The organism is Mesorhizobium erdmanii USDA 3471 (genome assembly GCF_000472705.1).
Classification (GTDB): domain Bacteria; phylum Pseudomonadota; class Alphaproteobacteria; order Rhizobiales; family Rhizobiaceae; genus Mesorhizobium; species Mesorhizobium erdmanii.
Window position 1 is genome coordinate 220,206 of sequence record NZ_AXAE01000012.1, and the last position, 18,246, is coordinate 238,451.

At 65.0% G+C, this 18,246-nt stretch carries 16 protein-coding genes; 3 read left to right on the forward strand and 13 right to left on the reverse strand.

The features are described 5' to 3' along the window. Positions 1 to 96 precede the first annotated feature (96 nt). The gene (locus tag A3AU_RS0108435; RefSeq protein ID WP_027052405.1) at positions 97 to 732 is read right to left on the reverse strand and encodes a class I SAM-dependent methyltransferase; all 636 of its coding nucleotides are present in this window, start codon (positions 730 to 732) and stop codon (positions 97 to 99) included. 200 nt (positions 733 to 932) lie between these two features. Between A3AU_RS0108435 and A3AU_RS0108440 the strand changes: the two genes are divergently transcribed. Continuing rightward, on the forward strand, positions 933 to 2,465 hold the full coding sequence (locus A3AU_RS0108440; protein WP_027052406.1) for a bifunctional AfsR/SARP family transcriptional regulator/alpha/beta hydrolase: 1,533 nt from the start codon (positions 933 to 935) through the stop codon (positions 2,463 to 2,465). Between the two features lie 75 nt (positions 2,466 to 2,540). On the opposite strand, the gene A3AU_RS0108445 is transcribed toward A3AU_RS0108440, so the two are convergent. The 4 genes from A3AU_RS0108445 to A3AU_RS0108460 form a co-directional block, all read right to left on the reverse strand. Beyond that, positions 2,541 to 3,563 (reverse strand): aminopeptidase, encoded by a 1,023-nt coding sequence (locus A3AU_RS0108445; protein WP_051355314.1) that lies wholly within the window; start codon positions 3,561 to 3,563, stop codon positions 2,541 to 2,543. A gap of 241 nt (positions 3,564 to 3,804) precedes the next feature. Beyond that, positions 3,805 to 4,140 (reverse strand): TfoX/Sxy family protein, encoded by a 336-nt coding sequence (locus tag A3AU_RS0108450; protein ID WP_027052408.1) that lies wholly within the window; start codon positions 4,138 to 4,140, stop codon positions 3,805 to 3,807. An 85-nt stretch (positions 4,141 to 4,225) separates the two neighbouring features. After that, entirely contained in the window at positions 4,226 to 5,182 is a 957-nt protein-coding gene (locus tag A3AU_RS0108455) for an NADP-dependent oxidoreductase (RefSeq protein WP_051355315.1), read from the reverse strand. Positions 5,183 to 5,255: 73 nt separating this feature from the next. Then, complete coding sequence (locus A3AU_RS0108460; protein ID WP_027052410.1) at positions 5,256 to 6,317, reverse strand: alkene reductase; 1,062 nt, start codon at positions 6,315 to 6,317, stop codon at positions 5,256 to 5,258. Positions 6,318 to 6,412: 95 nt separating this feature from the next. On the opposite strand from A3AU_RS0108460, the gene A3AU_RS0108465 reads away from it, so the two are divergent. Both A3AU_RS0108465 and A3AU_RS0108470 read left to right on the forward strand, forming a co-directional pair. Continuing rightward, positions 6,413 to 7,282 (forward strand): LysR family transcriptional regulator, encoded by an 870-nt coding sequence (locus A3AU_RS0108465; protein ID WP_027052411.1) that lies wholly within the window; start codon positions 6,413 to 6,415, stop codon positions 7,280 to 7,282. 495 nt (positions 7,283 to 7,777) lie between these two features. Further along, complete coding sequence (locus A3AU_RS0108470; RefSeq protein ID WP_027052412.1) at positions 7,778 to 9,211, forward strand: cryptochrome/photolyase family protein; 1,434 nt, start codon at positions 7,778 to 7,780, stop codon at positions 9,209 to 9,211. A gap of 81 nt (positions 9,212 to 9,292) precedes the next feature. On the opposite strand, the gene A3AU_RS01000000135140 is transcribed toward A3AU_RS0108470, so the two are convergent. The 8 genes from A3AU_RS01000000135140 to A3AU_RS0108510 form a co-directional block, all read right to left on the reverse strand. After that, complete coding sequence (locus A3AU_RS01000000135140) at positions 9,293 to 9,619, reverse strand: DUF1294 domain-containing protein (RefSeq protein ID WP_051355316.1); 327 nt, start codon at positions 9,617 to 9,619, stop codon at positions 9,293 to 9,295. Between the two features lie 177 nt (positions 9,620 to 9,796). After that, positions 9,797 to 10,789, reverse strand: coding sequence for an ABC transporter permease (locus A3AU_RS0108480; protein WP_027052413.1), 993 nt, complete (start codon positions 10,787 to 10,789; stop codon positions 9,797 to 9,799). Between the two features lie 220 nt (positions 10,790 to 11,009). After that, positions 11,010 to 11,981 carry an ABC transporter permease gene (locus A3AU_RS0108485; RefSeq protein ID WP_027052414.1) on the reverse strand — a complete coding sequence of 324 codons (972 nt, stop codon included), beginning with the start codon at positions 11,979 to 11,981 and terminating at the stop codon, positions 11,010 to 11,012. Then, complete coding sequence (locus A3AU_RS0108490; protein ID WP_027052415.1) at positions 11,978 to 13,534, reverse strand: sugar ABC transporter ATP-binding protein; 1,557 nt, start codon at positions 13,532 to 13,534, stop codon at positions 11,978 to 11,980. The genes A3AU_RS0108485 and A3AU_RS0108490 overlap by 4 nt, the downstream gene beginning before the upstream one ends. A gap of 269 nt (positions 13,535 to 13,803) precedes the next feature. After that, positions 13,804 to 14,838 (reverse strand): ABC transporter substrate-binding protein, encoded by a 1,035-nt coding sequence (locus A3AU_RS0108495; protein ID WP_027052416.1) that lies wholly within the window; start codon positions 14,836 to 14,838, stop codon positions 13,804 to 13,806. An 88-nt stretch (positions 14,839 to 14,926) separates the two neighbouring features. Continuing rightward, entirely contained in the window at positions 14,927 to 15,841 is a 915-nt protein-coding gene (locus tag A3AU_RS0108500) for a sugar phosphate isomerase/epimerase family protein (RefSeq protein ID WP_027052417.1), read from the reverse strand. Positions 15,842 to 15,876: 35 nt separating this feature from the next. Next, positions 15,877 to 17,409 (reverse strand): mannitol dehydrogenase family protein, encoded by a 1,533-nt coding sequence (locus A3AU_RS0108505; RefSeq protein ID WP_027052418.1) that lies wholly within the window; start codon positions 17,407 to 17,409, stop codon positions 15,877 to 15,879. Then, entirely contained in the window at positions 17,406 to 18,188 is a 783-nt protein-coding gene (locus tag A3AU_RS0108510) for an SDR family oxidoreductase (RefSeq protein WP_027052419.1), read from the reverse strand. The genes A3AU_RS0108505 and A3AU_RS0108510 overlap by 4 nt, the downstream gene beginning before the upstream one ends. Positions 18,189 to 18,246: the final 58 nt, after the last annotated feature.

The window sequence follows — 18,246 nt, forward strand, 5'->3', positions numbered from 1 at the left end:
ACCGGCGATGGATCGCTGAGGCAGCTTGGCGGCAATGCCGCCCGGGTGCGTATCATGGGCACGCCGAGGTCGTTCATCGGCTTCTGGTGAGACCGGTCACCCTGCCGCCGCGATGCCGGCGTGGTGGCTGCCCAACTGCCAGAGGGGCAGGGGGAACCGCCCGTGCTGCACGTCGATGAGGCGGAAGCCCGCCCCGCCGATCAGGCGCAGCGGTTCGCGGTTGAGGTGGCAACCGCCGGCGAGCGATCCCCACAGCCGGTTCAGGCGTTCCTGCCACAGCCGGGCCCTCCGTCCCTCGGCCTGGCCGTGCTCGATGAAGATCAGCCGGCCCGTCGGTTTCAGGATGCGGCGGATTTCGGCCAGCGCCATCTCGGGGTCCGGTATGGTGCAGAAGGCATAGGTGACGACCACCGTGTCGGCGAAGCCATCGGCCAAGGGCAGGCTTTCGCCGCCGGCGCGGATGCATTCGACCGGGAATGGCGCGGCTCGGCTCTTCGGGGCGGCGAGGCCGAGCATGGTGCCGTCGGGATCGATGCCGATCAGCCGCTCGACCCTGGCGGCGTCGTAATAGGGAAGGTTGAGGCCCGAGCCGAAGCCGACCTCGACGACGACGCCTTGCGCGCGCGGGATGACGCGCCCGCGCATCCGCGAAAAGGCGCCGGCCGAGCAGCCGGCATGGACGAAATAAGGGGCAACGCAGCGCCCATACCAGGAAAGGCAGGTCTGGCACATGGTTCAGCCTCCATGTCCGGTGATGACGGCAAGGGCACCGCCGCCGGCAAGTGTGCTATGGCTTGATGTATTGACCGGTGACATTTCTCGCTCCAAGGGAGTTGATCGGGCCCGATTGGCCCGACTTCGCGGGGATGGATAGAAGGCCGGCGTCCCCTCAACGTCCTCTCGAAACCCTTGGCCCGGCCGCGTGCGGATCGATGGATCGCTTGCAACTGCGACTTCTCGGCTTTCCGGAGTTCCGGCTGAACGGGCGGCCGATAGAGCTCGCCTTGCGCAAGGCGGCCGCGCTCGTGATCACCCTGGCCGAAGCCGGCGGACCGGTGGCACGCGACGTCGCCGCCACGCTGCTGTGGCCCGAGGCCGACACGGAGGCCGCGCGCGCCCGCCTGCGGCGCACGCTGTACAAGATCCGCAATGCCTTCGGCACGGAGATCATCGCCGCCGGCGCGGCATCGCTCAACCTGCGGCCGGGGCTCGCCGTCGAGGCCGACGCAAGCGCCTTCGAGCAGGCCTGCGACGCCGGTAATCTCGACGCGGCGGCCGACCACTACAGAGGCGACTATCTCGCCGGCTTCTCGCTGCCGGACTGTCCAGAGTTCGAGGAATGGGTGTTCTTCCGCCGCGAGGCCTTGCGCAGCCGGCTGGTGCAGGCGCTGGAGCGGCTGGTGGAGGCCAGGATAACCGGCGGCGATGCGCGCGGCGCCGTCGTCCACGCGACGCGGCTTGCGGCCCTCGACCCCTTGAGCGAAAGCGCGCACCGCCACCTGATCCGCGCCCATCTGGCGGCGGGCGACCGGGCGGCGGCCGAACGGCAGGGCGAGACCTGCACCCGGCTGCTGCGCGACGAACTCGGCGTGGCGCCGGACCCCGCAACGCTGGCCCTGCTGCGTGCGCCGGGCGCCGAGGTGCCGAGGACCCGTTATATCCAGGTGGACGGCATCCATATCGCCTACCAGACCATAGGCGGCGGCCCCGCCGACATCGTGCTCGTTCCCGGCTTCATCTCGCATGTCGAGCGCATCTGGGAAGACCGGAGCTGCCGTGCCTGGTTGAGCGCGGTGTCACGGCTCGGCCGGCTGATCCTGTTCGACCGGCGCGGCATGGGCCTGTCCGACCGCGTCGGCGCCCGCCCCACCGTCGAGGCGACCGCGCGCGACATACTGGCGGTGATGGATGCCGCCGGCAGTCGCAAGGCCGTGCTCGTCGGCGCCTCGGAGGGCGGTCCGGGCTGCATCCGCTTCGCCGTCGACCACCCCGACCGGTTGAGCGGCCTCGTGCTGTGGGGCTCGCTGGCCAAGGGCAGCCACGCGCCCGACTATCCCTCCGCGCTGACAGCGGCGCAATACGACCTCTGGCAGCAGCGCCTGCTTGCCGGCTGGGGCGGCCCGGCGGAAATCGAAACCTTCGCGCCGAGCGTCGCCCAGGACCGCCAGGCGCGCGCCTGGTGGGCCGGCCTGCTCAGGGCGGCCTCCAGCCCCGGCGCGGTCGCCGGCCTGCTGCAGGCGCTGCGCGACACCGACGTGCGCCCGCTGCTGTCGAAAGTGAGGGCGCCGACGCTGGTGATGCACCGCACCCGCGACCGCGCCGTGCGGGTCGAGGCTGGGCGTTATCTGGCGGGAAGGATACCGGGGGCACGGTTCGTCGAGGTGGAAGGGGAAGACCACTGGTTCTGGGTGGGCGAGCAGGGGGCGTTGCTGGAGGGGATCGGGGCGATGACGAGCGGACGTTGAGGCAGGCCCCGCTCCTGCGCCTGTCGGCCAGAACCGGCATTGGTCAGGACGGCGAGGCCGCCGTGCTGGTCAACGTCAATTACACGTCGTCGCGTTCCTCAGTGCCTCCGCGCGGGAAGGCTGGGACAATGCCGCAATCCGCCGTACGGAAGCATAGAATCTCGGATAGTCGCCCGAGCACAAGTCATAGAGGCGAAGGAACGCCGGAACCTGTTCGCCGTAGACGGAAGTCGCGGCGAGCTTTGCGTTGTTGATGGGGCTGTTGAACCAGGCGTCGTACCCGCGATATCCGGCCCAGCGCCTGTCGCGCATTTGCCGGTAGCGCACTCGCAGCCTGTCGATCGCGGCTGTTTTGGCGGCAGCCATCTGCTGCGAGGCGCGAGGACTCCCATAGATCTGCCTCAGCTCGTCGCGCGTTTTCGCTATCAGCCCGAGAAAGTCGGCACTGCGTTTGCGATTGGCTTCATAGCGTCGCAAACCGGCGCGATCGCCGGCTTCGCGCAGCCATTTCCTCACGCCGCTTGTTTCGACAGAGACCGCGAAAGCTTCGTTGAACGCGGAGTCGCCGTTCACATAGATTTTCTGATGCGCCAGTTCATGGAAGATGAGGCTTGCGAGATAGGTGTCGTCCTGACGCAGCATGGTGCTGAGCAGCGGGTCGCTGAACCAGCCCAGCGTGGAATAGGCGGTGACGCCCGAGATGTAGACGTCCAGGCCTTGTTGCTGCAATTCGGCAGCACTTTCAGCCGCGGATTTCCGGGAGAAGTAACCCCGGTACGGAACGCAGCCGAAGACCGGAAAGCACCATGTTATCGGCGTGAGCGAGAATTGCGGCGCGGCAAAAACGGCAAAGGTCACGTTGTCTCGACCGATGTCGACATAGCTGCGGTAGCTGCTGTTATCGGGGAGTGCCAGCTCATCGGTGGCAAAGCGACGTATGGCGCTCGCCGACGTCAACTTCGTGCGCAATGCCTTCGGCGTCGAGGGATCGTGGATGAGCTTTCCGACACTTTTCCGCGCGGCCATGATCCGCACATGGCCCTCCAGCGACTGCGCGTAGTAGGAGACGCTGGTGCATCCGGCCACGCCGGACGCCATGACCACAGCCGCAAGCAATCGAAAAAAGTGCTTCACAGCTTGCCCACCGCCTGCTCGTCGTCCATGGCGCGAATGCCCCATTTGCCTTCGTGTCAGGCGCACCGATTTTCGTCAAGACGTGGCGGGGGCAGCAGGTCGGACTTTCGAATTGGCAGGACTGGCAGGCGATTCTTCGAAAAACTCAGACCTTTCCAGGTCCAGAGTTCAGAGAGCTTGCTGATCCAATCGGTTGAGATCGCCGTCAGCGACGACTTTTTATCGCGGCCCGATACGCCTTTTCGGCCCACTGACTAAGTGTCTCGTCATCCTCCAGAACATCTGCGGGTGCCTCCATGTAGGACTTGAGGGCTTGGGGTTTGCCTCGGCTTTGATATTCCAAGGCGTGCGAGCCGGCGGCGTCGAAGTCTGTCCGCGTGGTTTCGTCTACCTTGAAATAAACGGCGCCCTGCCACAGCATGGCGAAGACGTGCTCCCCTCGATAGAAAGCGACGGCGCCGAACAGCGGTTTTGTCGTGACGTTTGCCCAGGGTGATAACCGCTCGACGATTTCTTTGGCCTGTTCATTCTTGCTCGTCATCTGCCCTGCCTTTGCCTGTGAAGCCGCTGCAAGTCTTCTGCCGATCATACACGCTTCAGCCGCGCCTTGTGACAGCAGCCAAAAATCAGCGGGTGAAGTCTGCCACCGTCTTTCCGGGGGCGTGACCGGTGCGGTTGCGCTCTATGGCCTGAGGCAGATCCTCGAAGGAAACGACCTCGCCAATTATTGATCGCAGCGAGCCATCGGCGATTTGTTGGGCAATGGTGGCGAGCCCAGCCGCGTCGGGCTTGACCGAGAACCAGACGCCGCGGCGGCCTTGCGGCGTGCGGGCAACCACGTCGGTTGTGGCGATGCTCACCAGGATACCATTGGGCGACAGGATCGCCCAGGACTTGTCCACCAGCGCGCCACCCGCCAGATCGACGACGAAATCGATGTCGCTCAATATCAGCTCGAAGCTCTGCTGTTGGTAATCGATCACCTCGTCGGCGCCGAGGGATTGTACATGGGCCACGCTCCTGGTCGAGGCGGTGGCATAGACGGTCGCGCCGGCTGTCTTGGCGAATTGAACGGCGAAGCTGCCGACCCCGCCGGCCGCGCCGTGGATGAGCACCCGTTTGCCGCGCAGATCGAATTCGGGGACCTGGAGCACCTGCCATGCCGTCATCGCTGCCACCGGCACGGCTGCGGCGTCGATGTCGGACAGGGTCGCCGGTGTCTTGACGAGCTTTTCGGCGTTGATCACCAGATGGTCGGCATAGGCGCCCAGGCCACCGAGCGCGGCCATGACCCTGTCGCCCACGCTCAGGCCCTTGACATTGGCGCCGAGCTTGAGCACCACGCCCGACATTTCGATGCCGATTGTGGCAGGCAAGGTCAGGTTGAACCGTTCGCGCAGATAGCCTTCGCGGACTTTCCAATCCATGCCGTTGACGCCGGCGGCCTTGACCAGGACCAGGACCTGGTCCGGGCCGGGTTCGGGGGCAGGGACCGTGTCTACTTTCAAGCTATCGGTGCCGCCATAGGCTTGCAGTCGGAGAGCGCGGCCAGGGCCAAGCGGCTGAGGGTGTTCGAGGGTCATGAGATTTTTCCTTGCTATGGGCCATGGGTCCTGAAAGCTCCCGCGCCGGGGGCTTTCAATTGGACTGCTGGGATCAGGCGTCGAGCGTGGGATAGTCAGTGTAGCCAAGTGCGGTGCCGCCGTAATAGGTGGCTTGCACGGCCGCATTCAGCGCGGCATTGGACTTGAGGCGTTCCACGAGGTCCGGATTGGCAAGAACCATCTGGCCATAGGCCTCAAGATCGGCGACGCCGGAGGCGACGTCGGCGCCGATCTGTTCCCGCGCCCGGCCGGGGCGGTTGAGGATCAAGGTGCCCGACCAAAGTTTGCGGATGTCGGCCAGCAAGGCCTGGTCGCCCTGGTCCATGAGATGCAGATAGGCCAGACCCAGCTTGTTCAGCTCTGCCACGAGGAAACGGTACATTTCGGGGCCGTCCACGCCTTCGTCGATGCCCCACATGCTGATGCCCGGAGACAGGCGCATCCCAGTGCGATCGGCGCCAATCTCCTGGGCAATCGCAGTGGCGACCTCGATGGCGAAGCGGGCGCGATTGTGGATGGAGCCGCCATAGGCGTCGGTGCGGCTATTGGCGCTTGGCGCGAAGAACTGCTGGATGAGGTAGGCGTTGGCACCGTGGATTTCGACCCCATCGGCGCCGGCTTCGATCGCGAGGCGGGCTGCGTTGCGGAAATCGGCTATGGTCTGCTGCACTTCGGGGATGGTGAGTGCGCGCGGGGTGGGAATGTCCTGCATGCCGGTGGGCGTGAACATGCCGGTGCCCGGCTTGATGGCGGAGGGCGCAAGGGCCTGGCGATGATGCGGCGTATTGTCGGGATGTGACATGCGGCCGGTGTGCATGAGCTGGATAAAGATGCGGCCGCCCTTGTCGTGCACGGCGGTGGTGACCTTCTGCCAGCCGGCGACATGAGCCGGGGTGTGAATGCCGGGGGTGCTGAGATAGCCCTGGCCATCTCCAGAAGGCTGGGTCCCCTCGGTGACGATCAGGCCAAGGCCCGCGCGCTGGGCATAGTACTCGGCTGCCAATTCGCCGGGCGTGCCATCGAAAGCGGCGCGGCTGCGGGTCATGGGGGCCATGACCAGGCGGTTGGGAAGGGTGTAGGGGCCGATAGATGCTGAGGTGAAAAGTTGGTCCATGAGAAGTCTCCATTCGTTGGAGCTCCTTATCGACCATTCCAAATTCAGGATAAATCTGGCAAAGTCGAAATCATATTTCCATAAATGGAGCAATCGTGAGCCACCTCAATGACATGGCGCTGTTCGTGGAGGTCGCCAGGGCCAAAAGCTTCCGCAAGGCGGCAGAGGTTCTAGATATGCCGAACTCGACGCTGTCCCGCCGCATCAGCGGCTTGGAAAAGGCAATCGGCCTGCGATTGCTGCATCGCACGACGCGCAAGATCGAGCTCACCGAGGCCGGCCAAATCTATTATGAGCGCAGCAAGCGCATCGTTGACGAGGCCCGGCTTGCGCATGAGCAGCTCGGAGAAATGCTGGAGCAGCCGACGGGCGTGCTGCGGGTTTCACTGCCGGTCGATTTCGCGACGCTCTACCTCACGCCGATCATCGTTGATTTCGCCCGGCATTATCCTGGCATCACATTCGAGTTCGACCTGACGCCTCGGCGTGTTGACCTGGTCACCGAGCCGTTCGATGTGGCGATCCGCATGGGCAACCTGGAAGATTCCAGCCTGATCGCACGCCTGATCGGGCGGCATTCGCGCCACCTTTATGCCTCGGATTCCTATATCGAAGCGCGAGGCGAGCCAATGACGCCGGCAGAACTGGCCGAGCACGAATGCATTTGCATCCTGCGCGTACCGACATGGACTTTGCACAGGCGGGACATAAGGGCGGATGTCAGCGTCCGGGGCCACTTCACGCTCAACAGCATGGGCATGATCCGCACCCTGGCGGTCAATCACAGCGGCATAGCCTTATTGCCTGAGAAAATTGCCGCAGAAGATTTGGCATCGGGCCGCCTTCGCCACATCCTGCCCGAATGGCAGGGCACGCCTGTCAGCATCTATGCGGTCACTGAAACCCGCCTCATTCCAGCCAAAACCCAACGCTTCATCGAATTCCTCGCCGCGAAACTCATGTGAGTTCGTCGCCTTCACGGAGCGCAGTCGAGTTGTTGAGCCACACGCCATAAGCTCGAATGGCGAACATGGTCCACTAAAGCCCCAACTGTCAGCGAGATGAAGCGAACGTCAACTTTCAGGAACCTGCCGCAGTGCCTCGAATGGCCGCAATGGGTCGGCTGAAGACGGCAGCGTCTCGCAACTTACTACCGAAACCGGACGGTCTGGAAACGGCCCCAACACGGCCATTCAACTCTGCGCCCCGATGATAGCGCCGGCATAGCCGCCGCGGCCGCCGAAGAGGGAAGTCCCATTGACCACCGCCTTATCCCCGTCACTCCACAGCGCTCTCCGCAACCCTCACTCGCCCCGCAATCGCGCTGGTCACGGACAGGTCGGCGCTCTAGATGATGCGGGGCATCGACGGCGCCGGCGTGTTTTCAAGGCGGTGGCCGTCCCAGTGCTGCCTAGTATCGCTGGTTGCCATTTGTTTTGTCTGATCCGGAAGGAGGGGATTTGGAGCGAGATCAAGCAGGCCCGATAATCGTTTTGTTCCGGGACGATCTGCGCGTTGCGGACAATGGGGCGCTGGCGGCGGCGGGCGCCACGGGCAGGCCGGTCGTGCCGCTTTTCATTTTGGACGAGAACGGCAAGGACGCGCGTCCGTTGGGGGGAGCCAGCCGTTGGTGGCTGCATCATTCGCTGGAGGCGCTGGAGCGGTCGCTGGAGACGCTTGGCGGCCAGCTTTTCCTGCGGCGGGGAGCGACTGAGAAGATCGTGGCCGAGGCGGTGAAGGAGACGAGGGCGGGCGCCGTGTTCTGGAACCGCCGTTACTCTCCAGCCGGCATGGATGCCGACAAGGCGCTGAAATCCAGCCTGCGCGAGCAAGGGCTGGAGGCGAAGAGCCATGACGGGTTCCTGCTGCACGAGCCGTCGCGCATCGCCACGCAATCCGGCGATTTCTACAAGGTGTTCACGCCCTTCTACAAAAGGCTGGCCGAGGAAGATGCGCGCGATCCGATCGATGCGCCGGCCTCGCTGGCGGGATGGAAGGGCAAGCTTGCCTCCGACAGGCTCGACGCGTTCGAGTTTCTGCCGAGGCATCCGGACTGGTCGGCCGGCCTGGCGCAACGCTGGCAGCCTGGCGAACAGGGCGCGCGGGAAAGGCTGGCGCGGTTTGCCGAGGATGGCCTCGACAACTACGCCGAGAACCGTGACCTGCCCGGCATCGAAGGCACGTCGGGCCTGTCGCCGCATCTGGCGCATGGCGAGATCACGCCTTTCCAGATCATGGCGGCGCTGCGGCGCAGGCGCGGCAAGGACGCCGAGACCTTCCGCAAGGAACTTGGCTGGCGCGAATTCTCCTATCATCTGCTGTTCAACCGGCCGCGACTGCACAAGGAGAATTTCCGGCCGTCGTTCGAAGCCTTCGAATGGCAAGAGGCGCCCGCCGCGCTGAGGGCCTGGCAGCGCGGACTGACAGGCTATCCGATCGTCGATGCCGGCATGCGTGAGTTGTGGCATACCGGCTGGATGCACAACCGCGTGCGCATGATCGCGGCATCCTTCCTGGTCAAGGACCTGCTGATCGACTGGCGCACCGGCGAGGACTGGTTCTGGGATACGCTGGTGGACGCGGACGCCGCCAGCAACCCGGCGAGCTGGCAATGGGTGGCCGGATCGGGCGCCGACGCCGCGCCCTATTTCCGCATCTTCAATCCCGTGCTGCAGGGCGAAAAGTTCGATCCGCAAGGCAGCTACATCAGGGCCTATGTTCCGGAACTGGCCAAGCTGCCTGACCGCTACATCCATCGCCCTTTCGAAGCGCCGGCAGCCGTGCTGAGGGATTGCGGGCTTTCCATCGGAAAGGACTATCCGTCACCGATCGTGGACCATGCCATGGCCAGGGACCGCGCCTTGGAAATGTATCGCGGCACGCGAGAAGGCTGAAGCGCGTCGCGTCGAACGGCAAATGCGAGGAGCGGCAGGTCCCTCCGCTCCTCGACAATCCGCGGATAAGCCGCCGTCATCTCATGATGCAAGGAATTGCCAGAGCGCTTCAGGCGATCCCGTCGTGAGCAATCCGACTATGAGCGCGATCAGGGCGAGGAGTTGGAGCAGGACGATGCCAACGAGCGTGGAGCGGAACGGCTCCTTGCGCGTCTTGTGTCGGATCGTTTGCTGCGCGACCACAGTTCCGATGCTGCCGCCGATCATGGCCAGGGTCAGAAGCGTCGACTCGGGAATGCGTTGCAGACTGTTCCTGGCCCTGGACTTGTCGAATGCCATGGCGGCGTACGCCAGCAAGTTTACCGCCAAGACGTAGCCGATGACACCGATTGTGAACTGCCCCGACATGCGTCCCCCTCCGTCTTCGGGGTAGTCTAGAGCGGTTCAGCGTTTGATGGAATCGCCGAACCGCTCTAACGCTTTGTTTTTACGCAATTCCGGACGGAAAACCGTCACACACTTTTCCTGGAATTGCTCTAACCGACGACCGCCAGTGACAGCGGATCCAGCCGGTTTTCTGAACTCTCACCGCTCCTCGACAATCCGCAGATACGCCGCCGTCACGAACAGCACGATCAGCCCGAACAATATCCGCCGTGCTCCCTCCGGCATCTGCAGGATGGTCAAGAGCGTCGTCAGCACGGTCAGGATCAGCGCGCCGATGATGGTGCCGGTGTAGCCGCCGCGGCCGCCGAAGATGGAGGTGCCGCCGATCACGGCGGCGGCGACCGAGGGCAGCACCAGCGGTTCGGCGAGCGACAGCGACGGGGCCTTGATCAGGCCGATATAGAGCAGGCCGGTGATGCCGGCGAGAACGCTCGAGGTGACGTAGAGCGCCGTGATGACCTGCCAGTACTGGACGCCCGACAGGCGCGTCGCGCGCTCATTGTCGCCGACGGCGTAGAGCAGGCGGCCGAAGCCGGTACGGGCGAGCGTGAAGACGATCAGCGCCGCCAGCGGCACGAACAAAAGCAGGGCGTTGGGGAAGGCAAAGCCGACTATGGGGGTGACGCCGGTACCGAGCCAGGCGAGGAAGTCGGGGATTTTCGCGCCCGATGCGATCACCGTTCGCTGGTAGACCTGCAGACAGCCGGTGCCGATCAGGCTGGTGCCCAGCGTCATGATCAGCGGGTGGACGCGGAAGACGCCGACGCCGATGCCGTTGACGAGGCCGATCAGCACCGCCGGCATCATCGCCAGCAGGAAGGCGATAGCCGGGTCCTGGTTGACGATCTGCGTCGCCATGATGAAGGCGCTCATCGTCGCCACCGTGCCGACGGAGAGATCGATGCCGCCGGTCAGCATGGTCATGGTCTGGCAGCCGGCGAGGATCGCCAGCGGAATGGCGAATTTGATGGTGTTGGCGATCCAGCGCTCGTTGACGATGCCGGGGCGCAGGATCTGCAGGATCACCACCAGGATGACCAGCAGGATGATCAGCGGAACGAGCGGCCGGTCGGCCATGAAGCGCTTTATCCGGCGGCCGAAGGGGACGGGGGTGATCGCTGATGTGCTCATGGGGTGGCTCGCTGGGTGTTCTGCGAGGATAGCGCTCTACGGCGCCCCCCTCTGGCCTGCCGGCCATCTCCCCCACCAGGGGGGAGATCAGCAGCTTTGGCGCCGGCGCTCTTCTTGCGTCTTTGGAGGTTGGCGAAGGCCGCGATGACATCCAATCTCCCCCCTAGTGGGGGAGATGTCCGGCAGGACAGAGGGGGGCGCCGTAGGGTGCTACTTTCGCTCATTGCCGCCCCCGCATCGTGATGAACGCGCCGAACATCACCACGGCGACCATGATCAGGCCTTCGATGATGGCGGTGACGTTGGGGTCGATGGCGAGCAGCGTGAGATCGGTGCGCACCAGGCGCAGCACGAAGACGGCGACGATGGGCCCAAGCAAGCCGCCCTTGCCGCCGCCGAGCGCGACGCCGCCCAGCACCACGGCGGCGACGCTGGCCAGGAGATAGGGGCCAGGAATAGGGGCGCCGATGCCGGTGCTCATGGTCAGCGCCAGGCCGCCGAAGGCAGCGAACAGGCCCGACAGTGCATAGGCGATGATGCGGGTGCGCTTGACCGGCACTCCTGAGCGGAACGCCGCCAACTCGCTCGAGCCGATGGCGTAGATGGAGAGGCCGAGGCGCGAGCGCCTGAGCGGTATCCAGATGACGCAGAGGCAGACGATCAGCACCAGCAGCGCTTTCGGCAGCCAGGCGTCGACGGCGTCGGGCAGGCCCGGTATGGGCACCGTGCCTGATATCAGCGCCTTCAGCCATTCGGCCGCACCGCCGCCCGGTGCGTCGAGCACCAGCAGGGCGGCGCCCTGCAGCACGAACAGCATGGCCAGCGTCACGACAATGTCGGGCACGCGGGTGACAACGATCAAAAGGCCGTTCAGCGCGCCAAGGACAAAACCCATGGCGAGCACGAAGGGCACGACGAACAGCGCGTATTCTTCGGAGGCGCCTGCCATCATCGAGGCGGCGGTGACGCTGGTCAGCGCCATCATGGCGGCGACCGACAGGTCGATGCCGCCGGCAATGACGACGACCGTCTGCGCGGCCACCGCAAAGGCGTAGGGCAGCACCGCCCGCGCCAAGGAGCCGAAGTCGCCGCTGCCATAGCCGGGCTGGATGATCCTGGTGGCGATGAACAGCACGATGAGCAGGGCGAACAGGCCGACAACCCAGCCCTGGCGACGCAGGAAATGGCTCATGGCGTGGCTCCCGGCTCGGAAGCATTGGGAGCGGCCAGTATGCCGACATCAGCCTTGGCGCCGCGCGGCAGGCCGTAAGCGGCGCGCATCAGCGCCGGCTCGTCCGCCTCCTCGACCGGGAAGATATCGACCAGGCGGCCGCCGAAGATGACGATGACGCGGTCGCAGACGCGCTGCACCTCTTCCAGCTCCGAGGTGTAGAACAGCACCGACTTGCCGTGGCCGGCAAGCTCGCGCAACAGCTTGTAGATCTCCTGCTTGGTGCCGACATCGATGCCGCGCGTCGGGTCGAAGCACAGGATGGTGCGGGCATCGGCGGCGATCCAGCGGGCGATCGTCACCTTCTGCTGGTTGCCGCCGGACAGCCGCTGCACCTCGCCTTGCGCGCGGGTGTCGATCTGCAGGCGCTTGATGGCGCCAAGCACCGTGTCGCGCTCCTTGCGCATGTTGATCGGGCCCCAATTGCGCAGCGCGGCGCTGAAGGGCAGGGCAATGTTCTCGCGCACCGAGCGTTGCATGGCGAGCGCCTCGGAACGGTCGCCCGGCACATACGCGATGCCAGCCCGGATGGCGTCGATCGGATGGGCGAATTTCGCCTGATTGCCATCGACCTCGATCGTGCCGCCGGAGGGCCGGATCGAGCCGGCAAGGGCGGCGAACAATTCGTCCTGGCCCTGGCCCTCCAGCGCGACGACGCCGGCCACCTCGCCATCCCTGAGATCGAAGGAGACGTCGTTGAGCTTGGTGCCGACGCGCAGGTCTTTCACGGCGATGCGTGGCCGGGCAGGGGCTGATACCGCCTTCTCGGCAGCACTGCGGGCGGCGACATGGGTCTTGACGATGCGGGTGCCGAGCATCAGCTCGACTATCTTTTCCTCGACGCCCGGCACGATGTCGACGACGCCGACGGTCTCGCCGTCGCGCAGCACGGTGGCGCGGTCGCACAGTGCGGAGATTTCGACGAAACGGTGGGAGATGAAGATCACGGCGCGGCCGGCATCGCCCTGGCGGCGCACCACTTCGAGAACCTTTTCGGCGAGGTTGGCCGGCAGTGCCGCCGTCATCTCGTCGAGCAGCAGCACGTCGGGCTCGACGGCCAGCGCGCGGGCCAGGTCGAGCACGCGCAGCACGGCCAGCGGAATGTCGCGCGCGGTGTCGCGCAAATCGAGGTCGGCTATGCCGAGTTCACGTACCCAGGCGCGGAACGGCTCCACCGGCGTGCCGGTCAGCCTGAGATTGGACAGAACGTCGAGATCGGGGATCAGCGACGGTTCCTGGTAGACGGGCAAAAGGCCAGCGCGGCGGCCGGCGGCGGGCGAGCGTATGTCGCGGGCCTCGCCCCGGATCAGGATGCGCCCGGCATTGGCCTGGATAGCACCGGTCAGGATCTTCACCAGCGTCGACTTGCCGGCGCCATTGGCGCCCATCAACGCATGCACTTCGCCCGGCAGCACGGAGAGCGACGCGTTGCGCAGGGCGGCGACAGCGCCGTAATTCTTGGCGACACCGGTGGCGTCGAGGAGAGGGCTTTGCTGTTGAGCGCTTGTCGTCAAAAGGTGTTGCTCTCGATTCGGAAACTATCGGTGCTCTACGGCGCCCCCCTCTGTCCTGCCGGACATCTCCCCCACTTGGGGGGAGATTGGCAGTTTCGGCGCCGGCCCTCGCTTTGCAACGTTGAAAATTGGCGAAAGCCGAGATGACAGCCAATCTCCCCACCTGTGGGGGAGATGTCCGGCAGGACAGAGGGGGGCGCCGTAGGGCACCAACCTGTATAACGAGGACGGCAGTTCGCCGTCCTCGTAAGTTCATTCAAACTCAGCCCTTACTCGCCCGGCCCCTTGCAGGCGACAATCTGGTCCTTCGTGTAGGTCGTCCAGTCCGGGATCGAGATCGACACCGGCCATTCGGGGCTGAGCGACGGGTCGGCGGCGGCCTTGAGCTTGGCCTTGCCTTCCTCGGTGGCGTTTTCCCAGAGCTGCGGCTGGACCAGCACAGTCTGCTGGGCCGGCTTCTTGCCGTCGAGGATCCGCAGCGCGAGCGTCACGCCGGCGCCGCCGATCGAGCCGGGGTTGGTGACGGCGGCGCCGACCAGGCCCTTGACCGAGCTCAGCTGGCCGACGAAGCCGGCATTGTCGGCGCCGACCACCGGCACCAGCGGCGCCTGCGATTCGACCAGCGCGTCGACGATGACGTTGTCGATGCCCGATGTCCAGACGCCGTTGAACGGCGTGCCGGTTGCCAGGAACGACAGCATCTGCTGCTTGGCCTGGTCCTGCTGCCAGCCGGTGAAGACTTCCTGCGCCACCTTCACGTTGGGGAATTCGGCCAGCGCCTTCTTGAAGCCCTTGTCGCGATCGCTATCGGCCGAAGCGCCGGCGGCGCCGCGCATGTAGAACACCTCGCCCTTGCCGCCCATCTGCTGGAACAGCCATTTGGCGCCCAGATAGGCGTATTCCTCCTGGTTGTTGGAGATGATGTAGGCCGAAGGCTCGGTGACCGCCTGGTCGACGGCGACGACGACGATGCCGGCCTTGGTGGCTTCTTCCAGGCCCGCCTTGATGCCGGCGGGGTCGGCCGGGTTGACGACGATGGCATCGACCTTGGCGCTGATCAAATTGCGGATGTCTTCCAACTGGCCGGCGGCATCGGTGTTGCGGTGGGCGATGTTGAGCTTTGCCACCTCGCCGGAGGCGAGCGCCTGAGCCTTCATGGCGCAGACCATTTCCTCGCGCCAGCCATTGCCCTGCACGGTGTTGGAAATGCCGATCGTGTATTTGCCGGCGGCGGCAGAGACGCCCACCGAGGCCAGCAAGGCAGCACCCGCAAGCAGCGGGACCATTGTCAGGATCTTCTTCATTTCAGTACTCCTCCACATTGTTTTTCAGTTTCAGTTCCAACCCGTTAAAGCGCGCCGCTGACAGACTGAGTCAGCGGCGGGCCCTAATTCACTTGACCAGGGGACTCAGCACGTCGCGGGCAAGCAGGAAACCACGCTTCACCTGATCGTCGCTGCCTTCAAATCGCCTGTCCTCGTGTTCGATGATGACGGATCCGTCATAGCCGGCGCGGTAGAGGCCGGAGAAGAAGCCGCTCCAGTCGACATCGCCCAGCCCCGGCATGCGCGGTACCTGCCAGCCTATCCCGGCTGACAGAATTCCGCGCTCGTACAAACCATCATGATCAATCATCAGGTCCTTGGCGTGGACGTGCAGCATGTAGGGGCCGAACTCCCTGATGAAGCGGGCCTGATCGATCATCTGCCAGACCAGGTGCGAGGGGTCGAAATTCATGCCGACATCGCCGCCCCAGGTTTCCAGGATGCGGCGCCAGACAAGCGGCGAATAGGCGATGTTGTGTCCGCCCGGCCATTCGTCATAGCTGAAGATCATCGGGCAGTTCTCGAACGCGAGCTTGACGCCATGGCCGCGTGCAAAAGCGACGATCTCGGGCCAGACTTTCAGCGCGTCCTGCCAGTTGACGTCGACGGTCTTCGAGGCATCGCCGCCGCAGAAGGTGTTGACCACCGGCACGCCCATATTGGCGGCCAGCAAGATCACCTTCTTCAGGTGGCCGATGACCGCCTCGCGATGCGCGGCATCGGGATGCAGCGGGTTGGGATAGTAGCCGAGGCCGGAGACGGAAATGTTCTTTTCCGCCAGCGCGGCGACGATTTGCTTGGCCTGCGCGGGCGAGGTGCCATCCGCATCGATATGGCTGGTGCCGGCATAGCGGCGGGTCGCGCCGGATGATTTCGGCCAGCAGGCAATTTCCAGCGCCTCGAAGCCGACAGTTTCAGCCCAGCCGGCAACTTCGGCAAGCGGGGTCTCCGCGAACGGCGCGGTGAGCAGTCCAAGTTTCATAGTGCCTCCCCTGGCCGTGTCTTCACGGCCGATACCTATAATGCCGATTGTTTGGATCGCTTCAACCTTGCGATCTCATCTTGTTCGAGACTGTGCCGCACGACCGCCATCGGATCGTCCGAAAGCAGTTCGCTGAGCGCCGAAATGATGGCCGCGCGAAACGTCTGGTTCGCGGCGAGGCCGGGGTCGAAAATCGTGTCGATGGCAAGGATGGCGGAGGCCAGCGCCGGTGCATCGCGGCCGGTCGCGTCGGCGATCCCTGCGACCTTTCCGGCATAGGGATCGGAGACCGACCAGCGCTTGCCGAACCTTGTCGACGCCTGGATGAGGTAGGCCATCCAGGCGGCGACCGGCACCGACAGCAGGCCGATGCTGGCGCCCTGGCTCAGCCGGTCGCGGATCGGGTTGAGCAGGCGCTGGACGATCTTCTGTGAGCCATCGGTGGCGATCTGGTGGTTGCGGTGACGGATCGCGGTGTTCTTCAGCCGTGCGAGGCTTTGCTCAACATAGGCTGATGGCTCCATGCCGGGCACCGGCATCAGCGTCGGCAACGTTTCCTCGACCAGCATGCGCCTGACGAAGACCGACAGCAGCGGGTCGGCTATGGCATCGAACGTGTGTTCAAGCCCGGCCAGCACGCCGAGCGTTGCGAGCGTCGTCTGGGCGCCATTCAGCACCCGCATCTTGAGATATTCGAACGGCGTCACATCGTCGACGAAGGTCGCGCCGGCGAGATCCCAGCGCGGCATGCGGCCGGCGAATTTCTGCTCGATCACCCATTGCCGGAACGGCTCGCAGACGGCAACGGCGGCGTCGCGGTAGCCGAACCATTGCTCGACGCTTTCGAGGTCCGCCTGCGTCACCGCCGGTGCGATGCGGTCGACCATGGCGGAGGGGAAGGCGGCATTGGCCGCGATCCATTCGGCCAGGCCATCGCCGCGGAGTTCGGCGAACGTCCGCACGACATTTTCGAGGATGACGCCGTTGGTCGGGATGTTGTCGCAGGAGAGCAGCGTCAACGGCCGGCCATGCGTGGCGCGGCGCAACTCCAGCGCTCGCGTCAGGATGCCGGGCACGCTGCGCGGCCTTTCGGGATTGGCAAGGTCATGGACGATGTCGGGATGGCTAAGGTCGAGCGCGCCGCTAGACGGGATGTGGCAGTAGCCTTTTTCCGTGACCGTCATCGTTACCAGCTCGATGTCCGGCGGGGACAGTACCGCGAGCGCCGGCGCAGCACTGTCCTGGCTGTCGACCACCTTGACGATGCTGCCGATGACGCGCGCTTCGATGTGGCTGTTCTCGCGGATCAGCCTCGTATAGAGCCCGCTCTGCCGGCCGAGCGTATCGGCCAGAGTCGGCGGCCGGATGTTGATGCCGACAATGCCCCAACGATCGAACCGCAGCGACAAGAGGTCATCGGTGTATTCGGCCTGGTGGCAGCGATGGAAGGCGCCGACGCCGAGATGCGCCATGCCGGGCGCAAGGGTCGCCCGGTCGTAGGACGGTGTCTGGACAGAGGCGGGAAGCCTCTCCAGCAGATCACGGCTAAGGGTCTCGGCGGCATTCATCGGTTCGACCCGATCACAGACTGTTCCTGGTCGATGACGGCGCCGGTCATCGGCCCGGCGGCGTCGGACAGCAGGAAGACGGCAAGGTTGGCGATGTCGTGTGGCGCCAGCAGCCTGCCGAAAGGCTGGGCGGCGTTGGCGGCGTCGAGCCAGCCCGGGCCATGGCCGAGCGTCTCAGCTTGCATCAGGCGCTCGGCCGGCGTGTCGGTCCAGCCGACATTGATGCCGTTGACGCGGATGCGGTCGAAGCGGTGGGCGTTGGCGGCGTTCTTGGTCAGCGTCGACAGCGCGCCCTTGGTGGCGGAATAGACGGCAAGCTCGGGCGAGCCGCAATGCGCGTTGATCGACAGGATGTTGACGATGGCTCCGGGCGCCTTGCGCTTCCGCATGTCGGCAATCGCCGCCTGCATCAGGAAGAATGGCGCGCGCGCATTGACCGCGAACAGCGACGCCCAGTCTTCGGGGCTGGCGTCGATGAAGGAGGCGCGGTCGGTCAGGCCGGCGGCGTTGACCAAGCCATCGATGCGGCCGAAGCGCTCGATGCAGGCCTGAGCCAACAGGGCAGGCGTGGCTTCATCGGCGAGGTCGGCGGCGACGAAGAGCGTTGGCGTGCCCAGCGCCGACAGCTCCGCCGCCACGGCGTCGCCGCGCGCCTTGTCGCGACCGGTAATCACCAATCCCTCGACACCGGAACGCGCCAGCGTCTCGGCAATGGCGCGGCCGATGCCTTGCGTCGCGCCGGTGACCAGCACGACCTTGCCGTTGAGATGAAGCTCCATTCCTCCTCCCGGAACAAAGTTTCTATTTTTTAAAATATGGAACGATAATTCCCGATAG